20 protein-coding genes are annotated in these 19,485 nt (G+C 70.3%); 7 read left to right on the forward strand and 13 right to left on the reverse strand.

All coding sequences use genetic code 11. From position 1 onward, the window contains the following. Window positions 1–63 precede the first annotated feature (63 nt). The 7 genes from R3F55_13490 to tsaB all read right to left on the reverse strand — a co-directional run bounded on the left by R3F55_13490 (window position 64) and on the right by tsaB (window position 6,981). The gene (locus R3F55_13490) at window positions 64–1,116 is read right to left on the reverse strand and encodes a PhoH family protein (protein MEZ5668425.1); all 1,053 of its coding nucleotides are present in this window, start codon (window positions 1,114–1,116) and stop codon (window positions 64–66) included. Beyond that, complete coding sequence (miaB, locus tag R3F55_13495; GenBank protein ID MEZ5668426.1) at window positions 1,113–2,489, reverse strand: tRNA (N6-isopentenyl adenosine(37)-C2)-methylthiotransferase MiaB; 1,377 nt, start codon at window positions 2,487–2,489, stop codon at window positions 1,113–1,115. The genes R3F55_13490 and miaB overlap by 4 nt, the downstream gene beginning before the upstream one ends. A 142-nt stretch (window positions 2,490–2,631) precedes the next feature. Continuing rightward, the gene (locus R3F55_13500; GenBank protein ID MEZ5668427.1) at window positions 2,632–3,603 is read right to left on the reverse strand and encodes a lysophospholipid acyltransferase family protein; all 972 of its coding nucleotides are present in this window, start codon (window positions 3,601–3,603) and stop codon (window positions 2,632–2,634) included. Then, a complete protein-coding gene (locus R3F55_13505; GenBank protein MEZ5668428.1) occupies window positions 3,584–4,435 on the reverse strand; it encodes a GNAT family N-acyltransferase in 852 nt (283 codons plus the stop codon). Before R3F55_13505 ends, R3F55_13500 begins: the two co-directional genes overlap by 20 nt. 75 nt (window positions 4,436–4,510) lie before the next feature. Beyond that, window positions 4,511–4,936, reverse strand: a complete 426-nt coding sequence (locus R3F55_13510; protein ID MEZ5668429.1) for a Fur family transcriptional regulator — start codon at window positions 4,934–4,936, stop codon at window positions 4,511–4,513. Window positions 4,937–5,179: 243 nt separating this feature from the next. Then, entirely contained in the window at window positions 5,180–5,590 is a 411-nt protein-coding gene (locus R3F55_13515) for a MucR family transcriptional regulator (GenBank protein ID MEZ5668430.1), read from the reverse strand. 260 nt (window positions 5,591–5,850) lie between these two features. Continuing rightward, window positions 5,851–6,981 carry a tRNA (adenosine(37)-N6)-threonylcarbamoyltransferase complex dimerization subunit type 1 TsaB gene (tsaB, locus tag R3F55_13520; GenBank protein ID MEZ5668431.1) on the reverse strand — a complete coding sequence of 377 codons (1,131 nt, stop codon included), beginning with the start codon at window positions 6,979–6,981 and terminating at the stop codon, window positions 5,851–5,853. Between the two features lie 56 nt (window positions 6,982–7,037). Between tsaB and ddpX the strand changes: the two genes are divergently transcribed. Together ddpX and R3F55_13530 are read left to right on the forward strand one after the other, a co-directional pair. Next, window positions 7,038–7,598, forward strand: coding sequence for a D-alanyl-D-alanine dipeptidase (gene ddpX, locus R3F55_13525; GenBank protein ID MEZ5668432.1), 561 nt, complete (start codon window positions 7,038–7,040; stop codon window positions 7,596–7,598). After that, window positions 7,599–8,618 carry a polysaccharide deacetylase family protein gene (locus R3F55_13530; GenBank protein ID MEZ5668433.1) on the forward strand — a complete coding sequence of 340 codons (1,020 nt, stop codon included), beginning with the start codon at window positions 7,599–7,601 and terminating at the stop codon, window positions 8,616–8,618. A gap of 55 nt (window positions 8,619–8,673) precedes the next feature. Here R3F55_13530 and R3F55_13535 read toward each other — a convergent pair whose 3' ends face one another. The 6 genes from R3F55_13535 to trpS form a co-directional block, all read right to left on the reverse strand. Beyond that, window positions 8,674–9,708, reverse strand: a complete 1,035-nt coding sequence (locus R3F55_13535; GenBank protein MEZ5668434.1) for a glucosaminidase domain-containing protein — start codon at window positions 9,706–9,708, stop codon at window positions 8,674–8,676. A 129-nt stretch (window positions 9,709–9,837) separates the two neighbouring features. Next, entirely contained in the window at window positions 9,838–10,395 is a 558-nt protein-coding gene (locus tag R3F55_13540; GenBank protein MEZ5668435.1) for a NifU family protein, read from the reverse strand. A 155-nt stretch (window positions 10,396–10,550) separates the two neighbouring features. After that, window positions 10,551–11,078 (reverse strand): universal stress protein, encoded by a 528-nt coding sequence (locus R3F55_13545; GenBank protein MEZ5668436.1) that lies wholly within the window; start codon window positions 11,076–11,078, stop codon window positions 10,551–10,553. A 28-nt stretch (window positions 11,079–11,106) separates the two neighbouring features. After that, a complete protein-coding gene (locus R3F55_13550; GenBank protein MEZ5668437.1) occupies window positions 11,107–11,886 on the reverse strand; it encodes a TIGR02186 family protein in 780 nt (259 codons plus the stop codon). Then, entirely contained in the window at window positions 11,883–12,806 is a 924-nt protein-coding gene (locus R3F55_13555; protein ID MEZ5668438.1) for a sulfite exporter TauE/SafE family protein, read from the reverse strand. Before R3F55_13555 ends, R3F55_13550 begins: the two co-directional genes overlap by 4 nt. A 125-nt stretch (window positions 12,807–12,931) precedes the next feature. Continuing rightward, entirely contained in the window at window positions 12,932–13,960 is a 1,029-nt protein-coding gene (gene trpS, locus R3F55_13560) for a tryptophan--tRNA ligase (protein ID MEZ5668439.1), read from the reverse strand. A gap of 191 nt (window positions 13,961–14,151) precedes the next feature. Between trpS and R3F55_13565 the strand changes: the two genes are divergently transcribed. From R3F55_13565 to R3F55_13585, 5 genes are all read left to right on the forward strand, one after another. Continuing rightward, window positions 14,152–15,069, forward strand: coding sequence for a 5'-methylthioadenosine/S-adenosylhomocysteine nucleosidase (locus tag R3F55_13565; GenBank protein MEZ5668440.1), 918 nt, complete (start codon window positions 14,152–14,154; stop codon window positions 15,067–15,069). A gap of 39 nt (window positions 15,070–15,108) precedes the next feature. Continuing rightward, window positions 15,109–15,858, forward strand: coding sequence for a type I methionyl aminopeptidase (map, locus tag R3F55_13570; GenBank protein MEZ5668441.1), 750 nt, complete (start codon window positions 15,109–15,111; stop codon window positions 15,856–15,858). Window positions 15,859–16,046: 188 nt separating this feature from the next. After that, on the forward strand, window positions 16,047–17,606 hold the full coding sequence (locus R3F55_13575; protein ID MEZ5668442.1) for a hypothetical protein: 1,560 nt from the start codon (window positions 16,047–16,049) through the stop codon (window positions 17,604–17,606). Further along, a complete protein-coding gene (locus R3F55_13580) occupies window positions 17,590–18,447 on the forward strand; it encodes a glycosyltransferase family 2 protein (GenBank protein ID MEZ5668443.1) in 858 nt (285 codons plus the stop codon). Before R3F55_13575 ends, R3F55_13580 begins: the two co-directional genes overlap by 17 nt. A gap of 46 nt (window positions 18,448–18,493) precedes the next feature. After that, the gene (locus R3F55_13585) at window positions 18,494–19,450 is read left to right on the forward strand and encodes a UDP-glucuronic acid decarboxylase family protein (GenBank protein MEZ5668444.1); all 957 of its coding nucleotides are present in this window, start codon (window positions 18,494–18,496) and stop codon (window positions 19,448–19,450) included. The last annotated feature ends 35 nt before the right edge of the window (window positions 19,451–19,485 follow it).

Consider the following 19,485-nt stretch of genomic DNA (forward strand, 5'->3'; position numbering starts at 1 on the left):
TCCGGCCCGCCCCAGCCCTCGGCCTCGACCAGGCAGTCGACCTGCAACGCGATGTCCGCGCCTTCAGCCATCGCCACGTCCGCCGCCGGTGCGGCCCGCCCGGGCGAACAGGTCGTCGCCCGGCCCGCTGTCGCTCGCGTCGGCCTCGTAAGCATGCACGATCCGCGTGACCAGCGCATGACGGACGATGTCGGCCGCGGTCAGCTGCACGAACCGGATGCCCTGCACCTGGCGCAGGATGCGCCCGGCGTGGTTCAGGCCCGACTGGCTGCCGGCCGGCAGGTCGGTCTGGGTCGGATCGCCGGTGACCACCATCCGCGTGTTCTCGCCGAAGCGGGTCAGGAACATCTTCATCTGCATCGGTGTGGTGTTCTGCGCCTCGTCCAGTATGACGAAGGCGTTGGACAGGGTGCGCCCGCGCATGAACGCCAGCGGCGCCACCTCGATCTCGCCATTCTCCAGCCGCCGGGCGATCTGTTCCGGCGGCAGCATCTGGTGCAGCGCATCGTAGAGCGGCCGGACGTAGGGATCGACCTTGTCGCGGATGTCGCCGGGCAGGAAGCCCAGCCGCTCGCCCGCTTCCACCGCGGGCCGCGACAGGATCAGCCGGTCGACCTGGCCGCGGCCCAGCATCGCCGCCGCCATCGCCACGGCGAGATAGGTCTTGCCGGTGCCGGCCGGCCCGAGCGCGAACACCAGCTCCGAGTCGCGCAGGGCGCGCAGATAGTCCATCTGCCCCGGCGTGCGCGCCTCGATCCGCCGGCGATGGGTCTGGATCGCCATGTCGCCGGCTGCGTCCGGCCCCCAGCCGACCTCGCCCTGCTCCTGCGCCGCCGCGTGCAGCGCAAAGCGGATCGCGGCATCGACGTCGCCCGCATCCAGGCTGTGCCGTTTGCGGACCTGGCGGTAGAGGCGGCTCAGCACGTCGTGCGCCAACGCCACCGACCCCTCGTCGCCGCGGATCGCCATCTCGTTGCCGCGGCCGTGCAGGGTCACGCCCAGCTGCCGCTCGATGCGGACGAGATGGGCGTCATGCTGTCCGAACAGCACGGGCAGAACGGCATTGTCCTCGAATGAAATGACGTCCTTCTCGGCGGCCACGCTGTGTTGGTTCACGCCGTCGCCCGCCGCAGCTGTTGCATGGGCGCATCGACGCCGGCCGCGCCGTCCGGCAGCGGATCGACCAGCCGCGCCGCCAGGCTGTTCGGCATCGCCGCCTCGATCGCCACCGTGCAGACCTTGCCCAGCAGTTCGGCCGGCGCGGATGCGTGAACCGCCTGCATGTATGGCCCGCGGCCGACGAGCTGGCCGGGGTGCCGGCCCGCCCGCTCGAACAGCACCGGCTGGCGGGTGCCGACCGCCGCGCGATTATGGGCCATCTGCTGGCGCCGCAGCTCGGCCTGGAGTTCGGCCAGCCGCGACTCCTTCACCGCTTCCGGCACGGCATCGTCGCGGTCGGCCGCCGGCGTGCCGGGACGCGGGCTGTATTTGAACGAATAGGCCTGGACGAAGCCGATTTCACGCACCAGCGCCATGGTCGCGGCGAAATCGGCGTCGGTCTCGCCGGGAAATCCGACGATGAAGTCCGACGACAGCGCAAGGTCGGGCCGGGCCCGGCGCAGCCGGTCGACCACGCCGCGATAGAAGGCGGCATCGTGGCGCCGGTTCATCGCCGCCAGGATCCGGTCGGAGCCGGACTGTACCGGCAGGTGCAGGAACGGCATCAGCGCCGGCACCGCCCGATGGGCGGCGATCAGCGCGTCGTCGACATCGCGCGGGTGCGAGGTGGTGTAGCGGATCCGCGCCAGACCCTCGATCTCGGCCAGCGCGCCGATCAGCCGGCCGAGCCCCCAGTCGCGGCCGTCGGATCCCGCGCCGTGATAGGCGTTGACGTTCTGGCCCAGCAGGGTGATCTCGCGCGCGCCGCCGGCGACCAGCGCCCGCGCCTCGGCCAGCACGTCCGCCACCGGGCGCGACACCTCGGCGCCGCGGGTATAGGGCACCACGCAGAAGGTGCAGAACTTGTCGCAGCCCTCCTGCACGGTCAGGAATGCGCTGGCGGCGGCAGCGGAGCGCGGCGCGGCCAGCCGGTCGAACTTGTCGGCGACGGCGAACTCGGTCTCGACCCGGGCGCCGTCGTGCGCGCCGGCGATCAGCGCGGGCAGCCGCTGGTAGGACTGCGGCCCGACCACCACGTCGACGAAAGGCGCCCGGCGCAAGATCTCGTCGCCCTCGGCTTGCGCGACGCATCCGGCGACCACGAATCGCCGGTCCGCCCCGTCGTGGCCGGCGCGCAGCCGGCCCAGGTCGGAATAGACCTTTTCCGCCGCCTTCTCGCGGATATGGCAGGTGTTCAGCACGACGAGGTCGGCCGCGTCGGGATCGTCGGTCGCCACATAGCCGTCCGCCGCCAGCGATTCCGCCATCCGCTCGGAATCGTAGACGTTCATCTGGCAGCCATATGTCTTGATGAAAACGCGCTTCGTCACGCTGCTAGCCGTCACGTCGCGCGGCACGTCGATCCGCCATGTAGCCGGGTATGTCGTCGCCTGCCCTTCCGTCGCACCCCGATTCAGGCCCGCCGGTCGATGGCAGCCTAGCGCATTTCGCGGCCGGATGCACGCCGGATGCTCAGGAGGCGGTCGGTGCGTTGGCCGGCTGTGCGGCCGGCTGCGTCGCCGGCGGCGGCGCCAGGCTGCGCTTGCGCGCCCGTTCGATCAGCGCACGGGCCCGCGACCGGCGGCGGATCTCCAGCCGGCCGGACAGGGCGTCCGAAAGCCCCTGCGCGATCACCGTCTCGCAGTGCTGCGCCAGGTCCTTGCGCGAGCCGAAGGAATCGATCCGCACCGGGTCGTGGAAGATCACGTCCACGCCCAGCCGGCCCATGCCGAACATCTGGCCCATGTGCGAGATGATGTCCATGTCGCCGAACCAGGTGAACAGGGGGCGCAGGTGACGGCCCAGCGGCATGCCGTCGAGGCGCGAATAGGCGATGGTGACCGGCTGCACCGTCACCGGCGCGCCGTCGACCTCGATCTGGGCGACCGAGAACAGCGCGCTCTTGAACTTCAGCACGCGGTTGCCCTCGCCGCTGGTGCCCTCGGGGAACAGCACCAGGCTGTCGCCGGCGTTCAGCCGCTCGCTGATCTCCTCCGCATGGCTCTTGGCGTTGGCCGGCCTGCGGTCGACGAACACAGAGCGCTGCAAGCGGGCGAGCACGCCGAAGATCGGCCAATCCCTGATCTCGGACTTGGCGACGAAGGCGACCGGCAGCAGCGAGCCGAGCACGGTGATGTCGAGGTAGGAGGTGTGATTGGCGACGTACAGGGTGGCCTTGCCCTTCTGTGGGCGGCCGTGACGCTGGACCTTGGTGCCCATCGCCCGCAGGCAGTTGCGGTGGTAGAACACCGGTATCCGCGTCGCCGCCCGCTTCGAGACCAGCAGCGCCGCCGCCTGCACCGGCACCATCGCCAGGTTCCACAGCGCGTAGACGAAGATGCGCCCGGTCGCGGTCAGCCGCGAGCCATAGCCCTCGGCCGCGTCGTGGTCCCTCAGCGCGGGGCGCTGCGGCGCCGGCCGCGGGTCAGCGACGGGTGGTTTCATTGCGGCTGCCCGCCACCAGGGTCGCGCCGGTGCCGGCGCGCTCCGCCACGTTGCGCTGGTAGTGCCGGAAGTAGCGGTCGGTGACCAGCTCGGTGTTGACCACGATGCACACGTCGGTGGTGTTGAACTGGTGGTCGACCACGGCGCCGTCGCCGACGCAGCCGCCGAGCCGCATATAGCCCTTGATCAGCGGCGGCAGGTTGGCCCGCGCCCTGCGCTGGTCGACCTCCTCGGCCGGCATGAAATTCATGTCGACCCGGCGCGAAGCCAGCGCCCGCGGCCGCACCGCCGGCGGCGCCAGGTGATAGTGATAGAGGTACGACAGCACCTCGGCATTCTCCTCCGGCCGCGTACCCGGCAGGCTGGCGCAGCCGAACATCACCGCCACGTCGTGATGGATGATGTAGGCCGCGATGCCCTGCCACAGCAGCTGCATCGCCGGGCCGCTGCGATATTCGGCGTCGACGCAGCTGCGCCCCAGCTCGAGGATCTGCTCCGGATAGCGTTGCAGCGGCGTGATGTCGTATTCGTCCGCGCTGTAGAAGCCGCCATGGGCCAGCGCCGTTTCGCGCCGCAGCAGGCGGTACGAGCCGACGACGCCCTCCGGGCCGTCGCCGCGGTCGGCGTCGACCACCAGCAGATGGTCGCAGATCGAATCGAATGTGTCGAAGTCGCGGCCGTGCTGCCGCATCGCCTCCGACGGCTGCGCCGCCATCTCCTCGTAGAACACGCGATAGCGCAGGGTCTGCGACGCCTCTATTTCCGCTTCGGTCGCGGCCAGGCGGACCAACAGGTGGCCGGAGCGGATTCCCTTCCTCAGCTGATCGGACAATGGCTGTGCTTCTCGTTGACCGGCGCGCGCTTCAGGGCCGGCATGCGCCGCGCGGCGCGGGGACCACCACCGGGACTAGCTGCCGCTGCGGCGGCGCTTGCTGCGCACACCGAACAGCTCGAGCCTGTGATCGACCAGTTCATAACCAAGCTTGTCGGCGATCTTGCGCTGCAGAGTTTCGATGGTTTCGTCGCGGAATTCAATCACCTCGCCGGATTCGACATCGATCAGGTGGTCGTGGTGGTCGTCGCTGGCCTCTTCATAGCGCGAACGGCCGTCGCCGAAATCGTGCTTGTCCAGCAGGTTCGCCTCCTCGAACAGCCGCACGGTCCGGTAGACGGTGGCCATGCTGATCCGCGGGTCGATCGCGGTCGCCCGCTGATGGACCATCGCCACATCGGGGTGGTCCTCGGATTCCGAGAGCACGCGGGCGATCACCCGGCGTTGCTCCGTCATCTTCAGCCCCTTGGCGGCGGCCAGCCGCTCGATCCGATCACTCATCCCACCTCGCCCGACCAGCGACGCCTGGTGGCAATATAGTCACTGTGATCGTCGGGGACCAACGCGAACGTCGTTGCGGCCGCTTCGAGCCGAAACGTTTTTCGCCGGCCGCCGCATCGCGCGGCGCATCGCAGCGCCGGCGCGCGTCGAACCGTGCGGGTCGCTGGTCGGCGGGCGCGGGATTGCGGGGCGGTCGCGCCGGCCCGCGTGCCGCGCGCCCCGGACGCAGGCGGCAGCGGTCGGTCAGCGCCGGCGCTGGCGGCTGCCCAGCCCGATCTGCTTGGCCAGCTGGCTGCGCTGCTTGGCATAGTTCGGCGCGACCATCGGATAGTCGGCCGGCAGGCCCCAGCGCTCGCGATATTCCTCCGGGGTCATGTTGTAGGCGGTCTTCAGGTGCCGCTTCAGCATCTTCAGCTTCTTGCCGTCGTCGAGGCAGATGATGTAGTCGGGCGTCACCGACTTGCGGATCGGAACCGCCGGCTCCAGCTTCGGCTGGCTCTCGTCTTGCGTGTCCGTCATCGATGCCAGGGTGGCATGCACGTCCTTCAGCAGCTGCGGCAGGTCCGCCGCCGGCAGGCTATTGTGGGAAACATGCGCCGCCACAATCGAAGAGGTCAGCTTCAACAGCTCCGCCTGGTTGGTCTTCTCGCTCATTTGGCGCCCTTCTGTCAGATCGTTTTCATCTTTGAAACCGACCATCGGTGTGCTGACTGAACTGGCCATCGTCGGCAATGCCGTCTGGTCTGCGGTCGAATTGCGCTTTCAGGTATAGCACTACCACATCCGTTTCAAGTGTTTTTGCTTTGCCCAAGCAATCCAGCTAGCCGGCCAAGCACCAATCAATACATGGGTCGGTTGGCTCAAACGCCACTGGTCTAGACCTGCCCCGCAAGAAACCGCGAAAAATCGTGATTTCACTTGGCGAGTATATCACCGGCCGGTGACATATCACGCCGCAGCACCAGCGCATCGACCCGCTGGCCTTGGCCGCGCGCGTAATAGGCCGGCCGCCGCGCCTGGGCCGCGAAACCCTCGGACTCATATAGGGCGATCGCCGGCGGGTTGTCCGCTGCAACCTCCAGCCAGATCGTGCCGGCGTCCGCCGCGGCCAGGGCGCGGCGCAGCAGGGCGCGGGCCAACCCGCGCCGGCGCAGCGCCGGCACCACCGCCAGCAGCAGGATTTCGGATTCGCCAGCGACGGATCGCCACAGGACGAAGCCGGCCGGCGCATCGCCGTCGACGACGATCAGCCCGTCGGTCCGTCCGACGCTCAGCAGCGTGGCGAAATCGACCCCCGACCACGGCGTCTCGTCGGGCCGGGCGGCGGCGCGATGCAGGGCGGCCAGGCAGTCGGCCGCGGCCGGCGTGGCGGTCGCGAATGCGGGCCCGCTGCCTGCCGGCAGCGTCACCGCCGGCGGCGCGACATAGAGCGGGGCCAGCGGCACGGCGCCGCCGCCGGCATCGGCGACCACGGCCATCGCAGCCGGGTCGGGCACCGCACTTAACGTTCGTGCGACGGCGCAGCCGGCGGTGGCCAGGGCGGCGGCGGCCGGCGCCGCGGCATCGCCGACCACCACCAGCGGCGGCAGGTCCGGCGGCAGCACCCCGGCCAACGCGGCCGGCGCCGCATGCACCGGCGCCGTCGCGGCGCGGCCGGCCGCGTCGAACAGCTGGGCGAACACCGGCTCGCGTCGGCTGTCGACCGCGGCCAGCACCGGGCCGGCCGGCCGCTCGGCCAGGCCGAGCAGCAGTGCCTCGAACGTGGTCAGGCCGACCGGCCGCGCCCCGCTGGCGCGCGCCAGGCCCTCCGCCGTCGCCAGCCCGACGCGGATGCCGGTGAATCCGCCGGGGCCGCGCGTCACCACCACGCGCTCGAGCTGCGGTGCGGCTACCCCCGCCCGCGCCAGCACGGCCGCGATCATCGGCGTCAGCAGTGCGGCATGGCCGTGCTTCGCCGCGGCGCGCTCGTGCGCCGCAATCTCGCCGCCGACCGCCAGCGCCACCGCGCATTGCGCCCCCGTCGTGTCAAACGCTAGTGTCGGCACATGCTCGCCCCGAACCGTCCTTTTCCCGCCGGCCGCCGGCGCTGCGCCGACGGGCCATGCTGACCGCCGTCGAAGCCGGCGACGGCGTCGCCGTCGACCTGCGCTATGCGACGCGCGACAACGTCCTCGGCCGACCGCTTTACCGCCGCGCCGCCTGCCTGCTCAACCCCGAAGCCGCGCAGGCGCTGGCCCGCGCGGCCGAGATCGTACGGCCGCTCGGCCTGCGGCTGCGGATCTACGATGCGTTCCGGCCGATCGAGGCCCAGCTCGCCCTGCTGCGCCGCTTCCCCGGCTCGCCCTACGTTTCCGACCCGCGCACGGGCAGCGCGCCGCATTGCCGCGGCGCCGCCGTCGACCTCGGCCTCGACGACGCGGCCGGCGCGCCGCTGAACATGGGCACGCCGTTCGACGATTTCACCCCCGCCGCGCACCACGGCACCACGGCGGTGTCGCCCGAGGCCCAGCGCAACCGGGCCATCCTGCTGGGCGTGATGACCGCCGCGGGCTGGGACTTCTACCGGCGGGAATGGTGGCACTATCAATTGTTCCAGCCCCGCCGCTTCCCGCTGCTGTCGGACAGCGTGCTGCCGGAACCCATGATCGCGGAGGATTTGTAGATGAACCGGCTTTGCTGGCTGGCGGTGGCGATGGTGCTTGCGCTGGCCGGCCCGGCGCGGGCCGACGACGGCTGGGTCATCCTGACCTACCACCGCTTCGGCCAGGACCAGTATCCGACCACCAGCGTGCGCCTGGACCAGTTCGACCGGCAGCTGGCCGCCATCCGCGACGGCGGCTATACCGTGCTGCCGCTGCCCGAGCTGGTCGCCGCGCTCAACGCCGGCGCGCCGCTGCCACCGCGCGCCGTGGCGATCACCGTCGACGACGCCTACACGTCGCTGTATCGCGAGGGCTGGCCGCGGCTGCGCGCCCATGGCTTTCCCTTCACGCTGTTCGTGTCGACCGATGCGGCGGACGACGGCGCCGGCGACCTGATGAGCTGGGACCAGATCCGTGAGGTGGCGGCCGACCCGCTGGTCACCATCGGCCACCACGCGGCGGCGCACGCGCACATGGCCGACCTCGACCTTGCCGCCGCGGCCGCGGATCTCGACCGGGCCGACGCTCGATTCGCGGCGGAGCTGGGCCACGTCCCGGCGCTGTTCGCCTATCCCTATGGCGAATACGGCGCGGCGCTGCGCGACCTGGTCGCCGGCCGCGGCTTCGCCGCCGCCTTCGGCCAGCAGTCCGGCGTCGTCGACCGCTGGGCCGACCGCTACGGGCTGCCGCGCTTTCCCATCAACGCCAATACCGCCTTCGACGCCTTCCGGCTGCGGCTCGGCGCGATGCCGCTGCCGGCGACCGAGAGCGAGCCCGCCGACCTGCTGGTCGGCGACGGCAACAATCCGCCCGCGGTGTCGTTCCGGCTGGTCCAGCCGGACGACGCCGGCGGCCCGCTGCGAATCGATGCGATGACCTGCTATTTCGACGGCAGCCCGGTCGCGTTCAGCCGCGACGGCGATCGCATCGCGATCGGCCTGCCGCGCGCCCTCGGCCAAGGCCGCAGCCGCCTGAACTGCACCATGCCGGCCGCCGACGGACGCTGGCGCTGGCACGGCATCCAGTTCTACCGGCCCTGAACGACAGCGGCGCCGACGCGAGGGTCGGCGCCGCCATGTTCTGCGACACCGTCGGTCAGAAGCGCGCCGGCTGCACGTGGATCGGCGTGCCGGGGGCCAGGATGGCGGTGTCGAAATCGCCCAGCGCGTTGGCGTCGATCGTCTGGCGCAGGTTGCGCATGTAGGCCTGCGGCCGCTCCGAATAGCGCGTCAGGGTCGAGACCAGCGCGCGGCCGTCCAGCGCCTCGCCGTTGGCGCGCATGCGTGCCCGCTCGGCCCGGAACTCGCCATAGGCCGAATGGACGTTCAGGTTCAGCGCATAGGCCGCAACCGACTGCAGCAGGCTGTCGAACGATCGGATGCGGTGGCTGTCGCCGGCGTTGCGCTGCATCGGAATGATGCCGTTGTCGCCCCAGGTGTACTGGCCGAACATCGCGTTGCCTTCCTGGGCGAAGCGCGAGCGGCCCCAGCCGCTCTCCTCCACCGCCTGGGCCATCGCCAGCGACGGCGGCACGACGTCGACCCGGGTCAGCAGCGTGTCGAGGTCGTCCAGCGTCAGCGCCACGGCCGAGCCCTCCTCCGCCGCCTCCGGCGGCAGCACCCGGTACAGCACCGCCAGGTCGACCAGCCAGTCGATCTCGCCCGCCGACGGGATGTCGCCCGCCGCCAGCCGGTCGCGCAGGTCGCTAAGGATGGCGCGGTCGGCGGTGATCGCCTCGTTCACCCGCAGGATCAGCGGCAGGAAGGTGCGGAAGAACAGCCCCTTGCGCTCCGCCACCGACGAAACGTCGGCCCAGCCCTCCGGGAAGGCCGACAGGTACAGCCGCGGCACCGCGACGCCGCCGTTGCGGACCTGGTCGAGGTCGTAGCCCATGATGGTATGCAGCTGGCCGACCTCGTTGGTGTCGCTGACCATCACCATCGCCGCGGTGCTCGACGCGAACGGCCAGCCGAACACGTCGGCGGTGGCGGCATGCGGCGACAGGTCCGCGACCGCGGTCAGGTCGGCCGTCACGCCGCGGTCGACGGTCGGCAGTTCGTAGGCCAGTGCCGGTGCGGCGAGCGGGCCGGCGTTCAGAAGGACGGCGGAAAGTCCCGCCGCGAGAGTCACAGCAACAGCCGTCGTGGGACGGCGATGCCGTCCACGCAAGTCTTCAGTTCTCATCGTTTTCAACATCGGGCCGGAAGACCCGACGCCCCCCGTTTGCAGCGCCTGACAGCGGCCAGCAATCGCGGCCGGCTAGTTCAGGGCCCTCACTTCAACCACTTCCGGTACGTAGTGTCTGAGTAGCTGTTCGATCCCCATCTTGAGCGTGGCGGTCGAGCTCGGACAGCCCGCGCACGCGCCCTGCATGTGCAGATAGACCACTCCCTTGTCGAAGCCCTGGAACACGATGTCGCCGCCGTCGCGGGCGACGGCCGGGCGGACCCGGGTTTCCAGCAGCTCCTTGATCTGGATCACGATCTCGGCGTCGTCCTCGTCGTAGGACTCCGCCGCCCCCCCGTCCTGCGCCCCGACCATCGCCGGGTCGCCGGATTGGTAGTGATCCATGATGGCGCCGAGCACGGCCGGCTTGAGGCCGTGCCAATCGGTTGTCGGTGCCTTGGTGACCGAGACGAAATCGGGCGCGAGGAACACCTCGCTGACACCGGCGACGGCAAGAAGGCGTGCCGCCAGCGGCGACCGGTCCGCGCCGGTTTCGGCCGTGAAGGTGGCCGTACCGGCCCCCGTCACCGCCCGTCCCGGCAGGAACTTCAACACCTCAGGATTCGGTGTCGCCTCGGTCTGGATGAACATCACATACGCTCCATCGGACCGGGGAATGGCCCGAATGGAGCCGAAGAGTCAACAAGAGCTTAACGGGCCCGGGATCGGCCGTTCGGCCGCCCGCGTGATGTTCGCGTTCTATTGCGCTGAAAGAGCAATGGAATAGTCGGTCAGTTACAATGCGTTCATGTCAACGCATCGATCTGCTCGTCAGACAGCCCGCCCGGGACCACCGTTATCGGCACGCGCAATTTGCCAGAGACCTTGCCGACCAGATAGCTGACCAGCGGGCCGGGGCCCTTGCCGCCCGTATTGGCGCCCAGCACCAGCACGGAAATCTGCGGCTCCTCGTCGAGCAGGGCCAGCAGCTCGTCGCGCGGCCGGCCCTCGCGGATGTGCAGGATCGGCATCTTGCCGCTGATCTCCTTGCACATCGCGGCGTGGCGATGCAGCACCTGCTCCGCCTGCTGGCGCGCCTCCTCGCGGATCAGCTCGCCCACTGCCATCCAGTGCTCGAACTCGCCGCGCTCGACCACGAACAGCAGCGCGACCCGGCCGCCGGTGTGCTTGGCCCGCCGCGCGGCGAACCGCAGGGCGGCGCCGAACTCCGGCGATTCGTCGACGACGACGAGGAAGATGCGCTCGCCGGCCGCGTCGGCCGACGGCGCGGCGTCGCTGGGCGATTCGGGGGTCGGTGCGGGCGTGTCGTTCATCGGGCCATTGCATCCGGCGGGCGGGCGCCTATCGCAGCCAGCGTAGCACAGTGGGCAGGAATCCGGCGGCGAAAGCGATCAGCACCGCGCACGCCCCGTAGATCGCGGGAATTTCGTAAGCGAAACGGAAAAGCTCGGCCTCCAGCCCGACCTTGCGGATGTTCAGCGGGGTGGTGGTGGCCTCGACGATGGCGCCGTCGCGCACCTCGTAGACGCGGATGTCGTAGAATCCGGTCGGGACGTCGCTGGGAAAGGCGAGGCGGGTGCGGAACAGCCGCCCGCTCTGGATCGCGATCGGCGCGACGCCGTCGGCATAGAGCCCGCGCCGCTCCATCTGCCCGATCAGGGCGTCGCGATGCGCCGCGATCGCCGCTGCGTCGAAATCCTCCGCCGTGCCCGGGGACGGCATCAGCCGCAGCATGTCGACGCCGATCTCGCGCTGGCGTCGCAGCGTGTCGTCCAGCAGGTCCGCGATCGGCCGGGTGGCCGCCACGGCATAGAAGCTGGGCGCCTGCACGAACTGAATGCCGGGCGCGTTGACCCAGATGCCGGCGACGCGCTGCTTCTCCCGCACCACCGCCGACTGGGCCGGGCCGCGCACGACGACGATCACGTCGCCGCCGCCGTCGACCGCACCGAACAGCACCACCTCCTCGCCGGTGAAGCCGGTGTCGATCTCGACGGCATAGCTCGACAGGTCGGCCAGAATCGGCGCCTGGGTGGCGCCCGATGCCGGCAGGCACAGCGCCGCGGTCCAGACCAGGCCGCGCAGCAGGCGCGCCGGCGCATGGCGGTCGCCCGGCCTCACCCGACGCCGCCCCAGGTCACCTGGAACATCGACTGCGGCGTCGCCACCATGTCGTAGAGCAGCTTGCCGGCCACCGCGAGCACCAGCAGCGCCAGCATCGCGCGCAGCTGCTCGCCCGGCAGCCGGCTGCCGACCCGGGTGCCGATCTGCGCGCCGCCGATGCTGCCGATCAGCAGCAGGCCGGCCAGGATCACGTCGACGGTCTGGTTGGTCGCCGCGTGCAGGAAGGCGGCGTTGGCGGTGACGAATATGATCTGGAACAGCGAAGTGCCGACGACCACCAGCGTCGGCATGCCCAGCAGGTAGATCATCGCCGGGACCATCACGAAGCCGCCGCCGACGCCCATGATCGCGGCCAGCACCCCGACCAGGAAGCCGATGCCGAGCGGCGGGATCACGCTGATGTACAGCTTCGACCTGCGGAAGCGCCGCTTGAACGGCAGCCCGTGGATCCAGACGTGGCGGTGCAGCTTGCGCCGCGGGCTGCCGCCGGGCCGGCGCGCCCGCACGATCGCCCGGATCGATTCGATCGCCATCAGCACGCCGACCAGGCCGAGGAAGATGACGTAGGTGATGCCGATCACCAGGTCGATCTGGCCGATCGCCTGCAGCGCCTGGAACAGCAGCACGCCGAGGCCGGAGCCGGCCAGGCCGCCGACCAGCAGGACCAGGCCCATGCCGACGTCGACGTTGCCGCGCCGCCAGTGGGCGACGACGCCGGCCACCGACGTCGCCACGGTCTGGTTCGACTGGGTGCCGACGGCGACCGCCGGCGGGATGCCGATGAAGATCAGCAGCGGCGTCATCAGGAAGCCGCCGCCGACGCCGAACATGCCCGACAGGAATCCGATCAGCGCGCCGATGCCGATCAGCAGGAACACGTCGACCGACATTTCCGCGATCGGCAGATAGATCTGCATACTGCGTCCGGCGACTCGGAAGGTGAGGACCGGCCGCCAGCCTAAACCCGATGCGACATCAAGGTCACGGCCGCCGTCGGGGAAACCGGCACGGCCTGCGGCTTTGTCGCAGTCTCAGGCCCGCCTCAGTCCTGCAGGAACCCGATGATGTCGTAGACCGACCGCAGCACCGGCTCGGCCAGCGCGCGGGCCCGGTCCGCGCCGTCGCGCAGCACCGCGTCGATGTGGGCCGGGTCGGCGACCAGCCGCTTCATCTCCGCGCCGATCGGGTCGAGCGCCGAGACCGCCAGGTCGGCCAGCTTCGCCTTGAAGCCGCTGAACGGCTGGCCGGCGAACTCCGCCGTCACCGCCGCCACGTCGCGACCCGACAGCGCGGCATAGATCGCCAGCAGATTGAACGCCTCCGGCCGCGCCGCCAGGGCATCCGCCCGCGGCAGGCCGTTGGCGTCCAGGCTGTCGGGGCCGGGCAACGGCTCGGGGTCGGTCTTCGCCTTGCGGATCTTCTGCGCGATCGCGTCGGCGGTGTCGGTCATGTTGATGCGCGACATGTCGGACGGGTCGGACTTCGACATCTTCTTGGTGCCGTCGCGCAGGCTCATCACGCGCGTCGCCGCGCCGAAGATCATCGGCTCCACCACCGGGAAGAACTCGGTCTTGTAGTCGTGGTTGAACTTCTGGGCGATGTCGCGGGCCAGCTCGAGATGCTGCTTCTGGTCGTCGCCGACCGGCACATGGGTCGCCTTGTAGACCAGGATGTCGGCCGCCATAAGGTTCGGATAGACGTACAGCCCGGCACTGGCGTTCTCGCGATTCTTGCCGGCCTTCTCCTTGAACTGGGTCATCCGGTTCAGCCAGCCCAGCCGCGCGACGCAGTTGAACACCCAGGCCAGCTCGGCGTGGGCGGCGACCCGGCTCTGGTTGAAGATGATGTTGCGCGCCGGATCCAGCCCGGCGGCAAGCAGCCCGGCGGTGACCTCGCGGGTGCTGCGCCGCAGCTCGTCCGGGTCCTGCCACACGGTGATCGCATGCATGTCGACCATGCAGTAGAGACACTCGAACTCGTGCTGCAGTGCGACCCAGTTGCGGATCGCACCGAGATAGTTGCCAAGCGTCAGGTTCCCGGACGGCTGGACGCCGGAGAAGATGCGATTCATGTCAGGGTGCTCCGCGCAACGAACGGCGCCTTATGGCGAGGTCGCCCCCGCCAAGTCAAGGACGCCCGCGGGGCCGGGCGCGCGGACGGGCCGCGCGGCGCACTTTGGCGTCCGCCGGCGCCGGTCTATGCTGGGCGTGCGGACCGCGAATTCCGCGGCACCTTGACATTTCAGCCGGAGAAAAAGGGATCATGCCTAAATTACCCTGTCTGCTTGCGTCGATGAGCGTGGCGGCCGGGCTGTTGCCGGCCGTTCCGGCCATGGCCGCCGACCTGATCGACGACACACCGCGGCTGGCCGTGATCTCTGCCTTCCCGCCCGAGCTGGCCGTGCTGTCTGCCGCCGCCGCCGACGCCGAGACCCACAGCGTGCACGGCGTCGCCTTCACCACCGGGATGCTGGAGGGCCGGCCGGTGGTGCTGTTCCTCAGCGGCGTCAGCATGGTCAACGCGGCGATGACCACCCAGCTTGCCCTCGACCATTTCGCGGTCGAAGGCATCGTGTTTTCCGGCATCGCCGGCGGGGTCGATCCGGCGCTGCACATCGGCGACGTGGTCGTGGCCGGCCAGTGGGGCCAGTATCTGGAGGTGGTGATGGCGCGCGAGACCGCCGACGGCTGGGCCACGCCGCCGTTCTTCGAATACACCTTCGCCAACTACGGCATGATCCACCCGCGCGCGGTCGACGTGGTGCGCAGCGCCGGGGCGGAGACCCGCTTCTGGTTCGAGGCCGACCCGGCGATGCTGGCGGCCGCCGCGGCGATCGCCCCGCAGGTCGACCTGGCCGACTGCACGGCCGACAACGTCTGTCTCAGCCACGACCCGCGCATCGTGGTCGGCGGCAACGGCGTCTCGGGCGGCGCCTTCGTCGACAATGCCGACTTCCGCGCCTATGTGTTCGATACCTTCTCGGCCAGCGTGCTGGACATGGAGAGCGCCGCCGTCGCCCACGTCGCCTTCGCCAACGACGTGCCGTTCGTGGCGATCCGCAGCCTGTCGGACCTGGCCGGCGGCGGCGAGGGCGCGAACGAGATGGGCACCTTCTTCCAGCTGGCCGCCGACAACTCGGCGACCGCCGTGCGCGCGCTGATCGCGGCCCTGCCGCAGTGACCTTCGCGCCCGACCCGGCAGCACGAAAGCGAGGCTGACATGACCATCTCCAGCGCGCGCGACCTCGACGGTCTCGGGGCGATCGGCCGCATCGTCGCCCAGACGCTCGCCGCCATGGGCAACGCGCTCGAACCCGGCATGACCACGCTGGAGCTCGACCGCCTGGGCCGGGCGATGCTGGAGGAGGCCGGCGCGCGCTCGGCGCCGGAGCTGTGCTACGGCTTCCCCGGCGCCACCTGCATCAGCGTGAACGAGGCGGTGGCCCACGGCGTGCCCGGCCCGCGGCCGATCCGGCCCGGCGACCTGGTCAACATCGACGTCTCGGCCGAGAAGGGCGGCTATTTCGCCGACACCGGCGGCAGCTTCGCGGTGCCGCCGGTCAGTCCCCGCGCCAAGGCGTTGTGCCGCGACGGCCGGCGGGCGCTGTGGGAGGGAATCCGCGCGGTCCGTCCCGGCGTGCGGCTGAACCGGATCGGCGCGCGGATCGAGGGATTCGCGACCCGCAACGGCTACAGCCTGATCCGCAACCTGGCCAGCCATGGCGTCGGCACCGCCTTGCACGAGGAGCCGCGCGAGATCCCGACCTGGTATGTCGGCCACGACCGCCGGCGGGTGCACGAGGGGCTGGTGTTCACGCTGGAGCCGTTTCTTTCGACCGGCGCTCACGCGGTGACCCAGGCCGACGACGGCTGGACCCTGGTCGCGCCGCGCGGCACCATGTCGGTGCAGTACGAGCATACGCTGGTCGCCACCCGCAACGGGCCGCTGGTGCTGACCGCGCCGCACTGACCCGGCGCGACCGCCCGGACGTCGGGCAGCGTGTCCGGGGCCGGGGTCGGGCCCGGCAAAGGCTTCGTTAAATTCCCCATGCCATGATGTCGATTGTGGCAGGGCGCCTGCGCTATGCTACACAGCCCGCGACCCGCCACAGCGCGCCGAAAAGCGTCCATGGAACACGGCCGGACCGACCCCGCCCGATGAGCACAGCGACCACGACCACGGCGGGTCTGCGCGCGCGCGCGGCGCCGCGGCGGCTGACCGCGCAGGAGAAGGCGGAGGCGCGGCGGCGGCGCTACCATCGCGGCTCGCTCGTCCTCGACGCGCTGGCGCTGCTGATTCCGCTGTCGATGGGCTTCCAGGTCGAGGTGATCGGGCGGCTCTACGCCGCGGAATTCATCCTGTTGCTGGCGTTGCCGCTGCTGCTGATCGACCGCGGCCGCATGCTGGCGGACTCGCTGCCGCGGACGATCCTGATCCTGGGCGCGGCGTGGCTGGCCAGCCAGATCGTGACCGACCTGGTCGATGCGACGCCCTATGCCGACTATTCCCGCGGCTGGTCGAAGATCGTCTTCTTCCTGATCAACTTCGCCGCGATCTACATGCTGGTGTTCGGCAACCGGCGCCGGCTGGTGCTGTTCGCCCTGGGGCTGACCGTGGGCCTGGCGGTCTCCAACTATCTCTACCCGACCGAGATCACATCGGCGAGCCCGTGGAAATTCGCCTACGGCTTCTCCGCCAGCCTGGCGATCATCGCCGCCTCGCAGGTCCGCTTCATCGCCCGCACGCCGATACTGCCGGTGCTGGTGATGATCGGCGTCGGCGGGCTGAACATGTTCCTCGGCTGGCGCAGCATGGCCGGCGTCTGCTTCCTCGCCGCGATGTACCTGATCGCCCAGATGATGTTCGGCAAGAAGGGCGCCAATGTCACCCCGCCGACCAACACCCGGCTGATCGTGATCCTGGTGCTGGGCGTTGCCGCGGTCTGGGCGGTGCTCGCCGGCTACGAATATGTGGCGCTCGAGGGCTATCTCGGCGACGAGGCGAAGGAAAAGCTGCTCGACCAGACCCGCGGCGGCATGGGCGTGCTGCTCGGCGGCCGCCACGAGATCGTCGTCTCGCTGCAGGCGATCGCCGATTCGCCGATCCTCGGCCACGGCTCGTGGGCGAAGGACCCGAAATACATCGACATGCTGGCCGCGATGACCCGCGAGGCCGGCGACCAGCTCGAGGCGGCCTATTTCGGCGAGCTGATCCCCACCCATTCGCACCTGACCGGCGCCTGGGTCGAGGCCGGCCTGGTCGGCGGCATCTTCTGGATCGCGGTGCTGTTCCTCGCCTTCAAGGTACTGGCGAACCTGTTCCAGGCACGCGACCCGCTGTCGCCGCTGGTGGTGTTCATCGGCATGCTGCTGGTCTGGGACGTGCTGTTCTCGCCGTTCGGCGCCGACCGGCGCGTGGTGGTCGGCTACGAGATCGTGCTGATGATCTTCATGTGGGAGGCGCTGAAGGGCTACGCCGAGCGGGCGAAGCAGATCCGCCGCATCCGCCGCGCCGCCCGCCACACGCTGGCGCCGCAGGGCGGCTTCGCCAAGCGGCCGGGCGCGCGGCCGCTGCCCAACCCCCGGCTGATGCGCCGGCCGCCGCCGAACGTGGCCACGCTGCCGCGGCCGTCGGCGCGCGCGGCACACGGCGAGGACGGCCACACGCAGCCGGGCGACGGCACGATCGCGGAGGGCGACGATGCCGACAGGGGCTAGCGGCGCCGCGCCGCGTCTGTCCGTCGTCACGCTGTCGTTCAACCAGGCCCCGTTCCTGCGGCGCGCGCTCGATTCGGTGCTGGCCCAGGACTGGCCCGATGTCGAGTATATCGTGGTCGACCCGGGCTCCAGCGACGGCAGCCGCGACATCCTCGCCGGCTATGCCGGCCGGCTTGCCGCAACGATCCTCGAGCCGGACGCCGGGCCCGGAGACGGCCTGAACAAGGGCTTCGCGCGGGCGACCGGCAAGGTCCTCGCCTATCTCAACGCCGACGACGCCTATCTGCCCGGCGCGTTCCGCGAGGCGATGGCGGCCTTCGCCGCGCCCGACCGGCCCGACGTGGTCTGCGGTCACGGTCTGATCGTCGACGGCCAGGGCCGGGTCGTGCGCCGGCTGCGTTCCGCCCCGTTCGGGCTCAGGCGTTTCGCCTACGGCGCCTCGGTGCAGATGCAGCAGTCCACCTTCTTCCGGGCCGACGCCTTCCGCCGCACGCCGGGCTTCAACAACGACAACCGCACCTGCTGGGACGCCGAGATCCTGATGGAACTGGCCAAGGCCGGCGCGCGCTTCCGCATCGTCGACCGCTACTGGTCGCTGTTCCGCATCTACGAAGGCTCGATCACCGGCAGTGGTCACCTCAACGCGCGCTACGCCGAGGATCTGGCCCGCATGTTCCAGGCCGTGATGGGCCGGCCGCGCGCCCCGCTCGACGGCCTGGTCGGCCGCGCGCTGCGGCTGGCGCGGTGGGCCACCGATCCGGTCGGGCTGGCGGTCCGCCTGCAGGACAAGCTGGCCGGCCCGCCGGCCTGCGTCCAGGACCTCGCCGCCAAGGCGGCCTGACCCGTCCGACCCCGCTTCCCCCCAGAACCACAGGCGACCCCCCAGCATGAGCATCCGCAAACGCGTCCTGATCACCGGCGGCGCCGGCTTCATCGGCTCCCACCTGTGCGAGCGGCTGCTCGATCAGGGCCACGACGTGCTGTGCGTCGACAACTTCTACACGTCGTCGCGGGACAACATCGCCCACCTGCTGGCCAACCCCTATTTCGAGTTCATGCGCCACGACGTGACCGTGCCGCTGTTCGTCGAGGTCGACGAAATCTACAACCTGGCCTGCCCGGCCTCGCCGATCCACTATCAGCGCGACCCGGTGCAGACCACCAAGACTTCGGTGCACGGCGCGATCAATGTGCTCGGGCTCGCTCGCCGGCTGAAGGCGAAGGTGCTGCAGGCGTCGACCTCGGAGGTCTACGGCGACCCGATCCAGCACCCGCAGGAGGAAAGCTACTGGGGCAACGTCAACCCTATCGGCACCCGCGCCTGCTACGACGAGGGCAAGCGTTGCGCCGAAACTCTGTTTTTTGACTATTATCGTCAGCATAGAATGCAGATCAAGGTGGTGCGCATCTTCAACACCTATGGCCCGCGCATGCACCCGAACGACGGCCGCGTCGTGTCCAACTTCGTGCTGCAGGCGCTGAAGGGCGAGGACATCACGCTCTACGGCGACGGCGAGCAGACCCGCTCGTTCTGCTACGTCGACGACCTGGTCGAGGGGTTGATCCGCATGATGGCCACCGGCGACGACGTCACCGGCCCGATCAACCTGGGCAACCCGGCCGAGATCACCGTGCGCACGCTGGCCGAGCGGGTCATCGCGCTGACCGGCTCGACCTCGCGGCTGGTGCACAAGACCCTGCCGCAGGACGACCCGCGCCAGCGCCAGCCCAACATCGCGCTGGCCGAGAAGATGCTGGACTGGCGGCCGAGCGCCAACCTGGACGACGGCCTCGGCCGGACCATCGCCTATTTCCGCGACCTGATCGACCGCGGCATGGCCTAGCGGCTGGGCCGGCACCGCCGCCGTCGCGTCCTTCG

The organism is Alphaproteobacteria bacterium (genome assembly GCA_041396705.1).
Classification (GTDB): Bacteria; Pseudomonadota; Alphaproteobacteria; order CALKHQ01; family CALKHQ01; genus CALKHQ01.

Excerpts from the sequence above, each read along its gene's own strand:
- R3F55_13500 (MEZ5668427.1), bottom strand. The coding sequence starts at position 3,603 with ATGAAACCACCCGTCGCTGACCCGCGGCCGGCGCCGCAGCGCCCCGCG.
- R3F55_13510 (MEZ5668429.1), bottom strand. The coding sequence starts at position 4,936 with ATGAGTGATCGGATCGAGCGGCTGGCCGCCGCCAAGGGGCTGAAGATG.
- R3F55_13515 (MEZ5668430.1), bottom strand. The coding sequence starts at position 5,590 with ATGAGCGAGAAGACCAACCAGGCGGAGCTGTTGAAGCTGACCTCTTCG.
- ddpX (MEZ5668432.1), top strand. The coding sequence starts at position 7,038 with ATGCTGACCGCCGTCGAAGCCGGCGACGGCGTCGCCGTCGACCTGCGC.
- R3F55_13530 (MEZ5668433.1), top strand. The coding sequence starts at position 7,599 with ATGAACCGGCTTTGCTGGCTGGCGGTGGCGATGGTGCTTGCGCTGGCC.
- R3F55_13540 (MEZ5668435.1), bottom strand. The coding sequence starts at position 10,395 with ATGTTCATCCAGACCGAGGCGACACCGAATCCTGAGGTGTTGAAGTTC.
- R3F55_13545 (MEZ5668436.1), bottom strand. The coding sequence starts at position 11,078 with ATGAACGACACGCCCGCACCGACCCCCGAATCGCCCAGCGACGCCGCG.
- R3F55_13555 (MEZ5668438.1), bottom strand. The coding sequence starts at position 12,806 with ATGCAGATCTATCTGCCGATCGCGGAAATGTCGGTCGACGTGTTCCTG.
- trpS (MEZ5668439.1), bottom strand. The coding sequence starts at position 13,960 with ATGAATCGCATCTTCTCCGGCGTCCAGCCGTCCGGGAACCTGACGCTT.
- R3F55_13565 (MEZ5668440.1), top strand. The coding sequence starts at position 14,152 with ATGCCTAAATTACCCTGTCTGCTTGCGTCGATGAGCGTGGCGGCCGGG.
- map (MEZ5668441.1), top strand. The coding sequence starts at position 15,109 with ATGACCATCTCCAGCGCGCGCGACCTCGACGGTCTCGGGGCGATCGGC.
- R3F55_13575 (MEZ5668442.1), top strand. The coding sequence starts at position 16,047 with ATGAGCACAGCGACCACGACCACGGCGGGTCTGCGCGCGCGCGCGGCG.
- R3F55_13580 (MEZ5668443.1), top strand. The coding sequence starts at position 17,590 with ATGCCGACAGGGGCTAGCGGCGCCGCGCCGCGTCTGTCCGTCGTCACG.
- R3F55_13585 (MEZ5668444.1), top strand. The coding sequence starts at position 18,494 with ATGAGCATCCGCAAACGCGTCCTGATCACCGGCGGCGCCGGCTTCATC.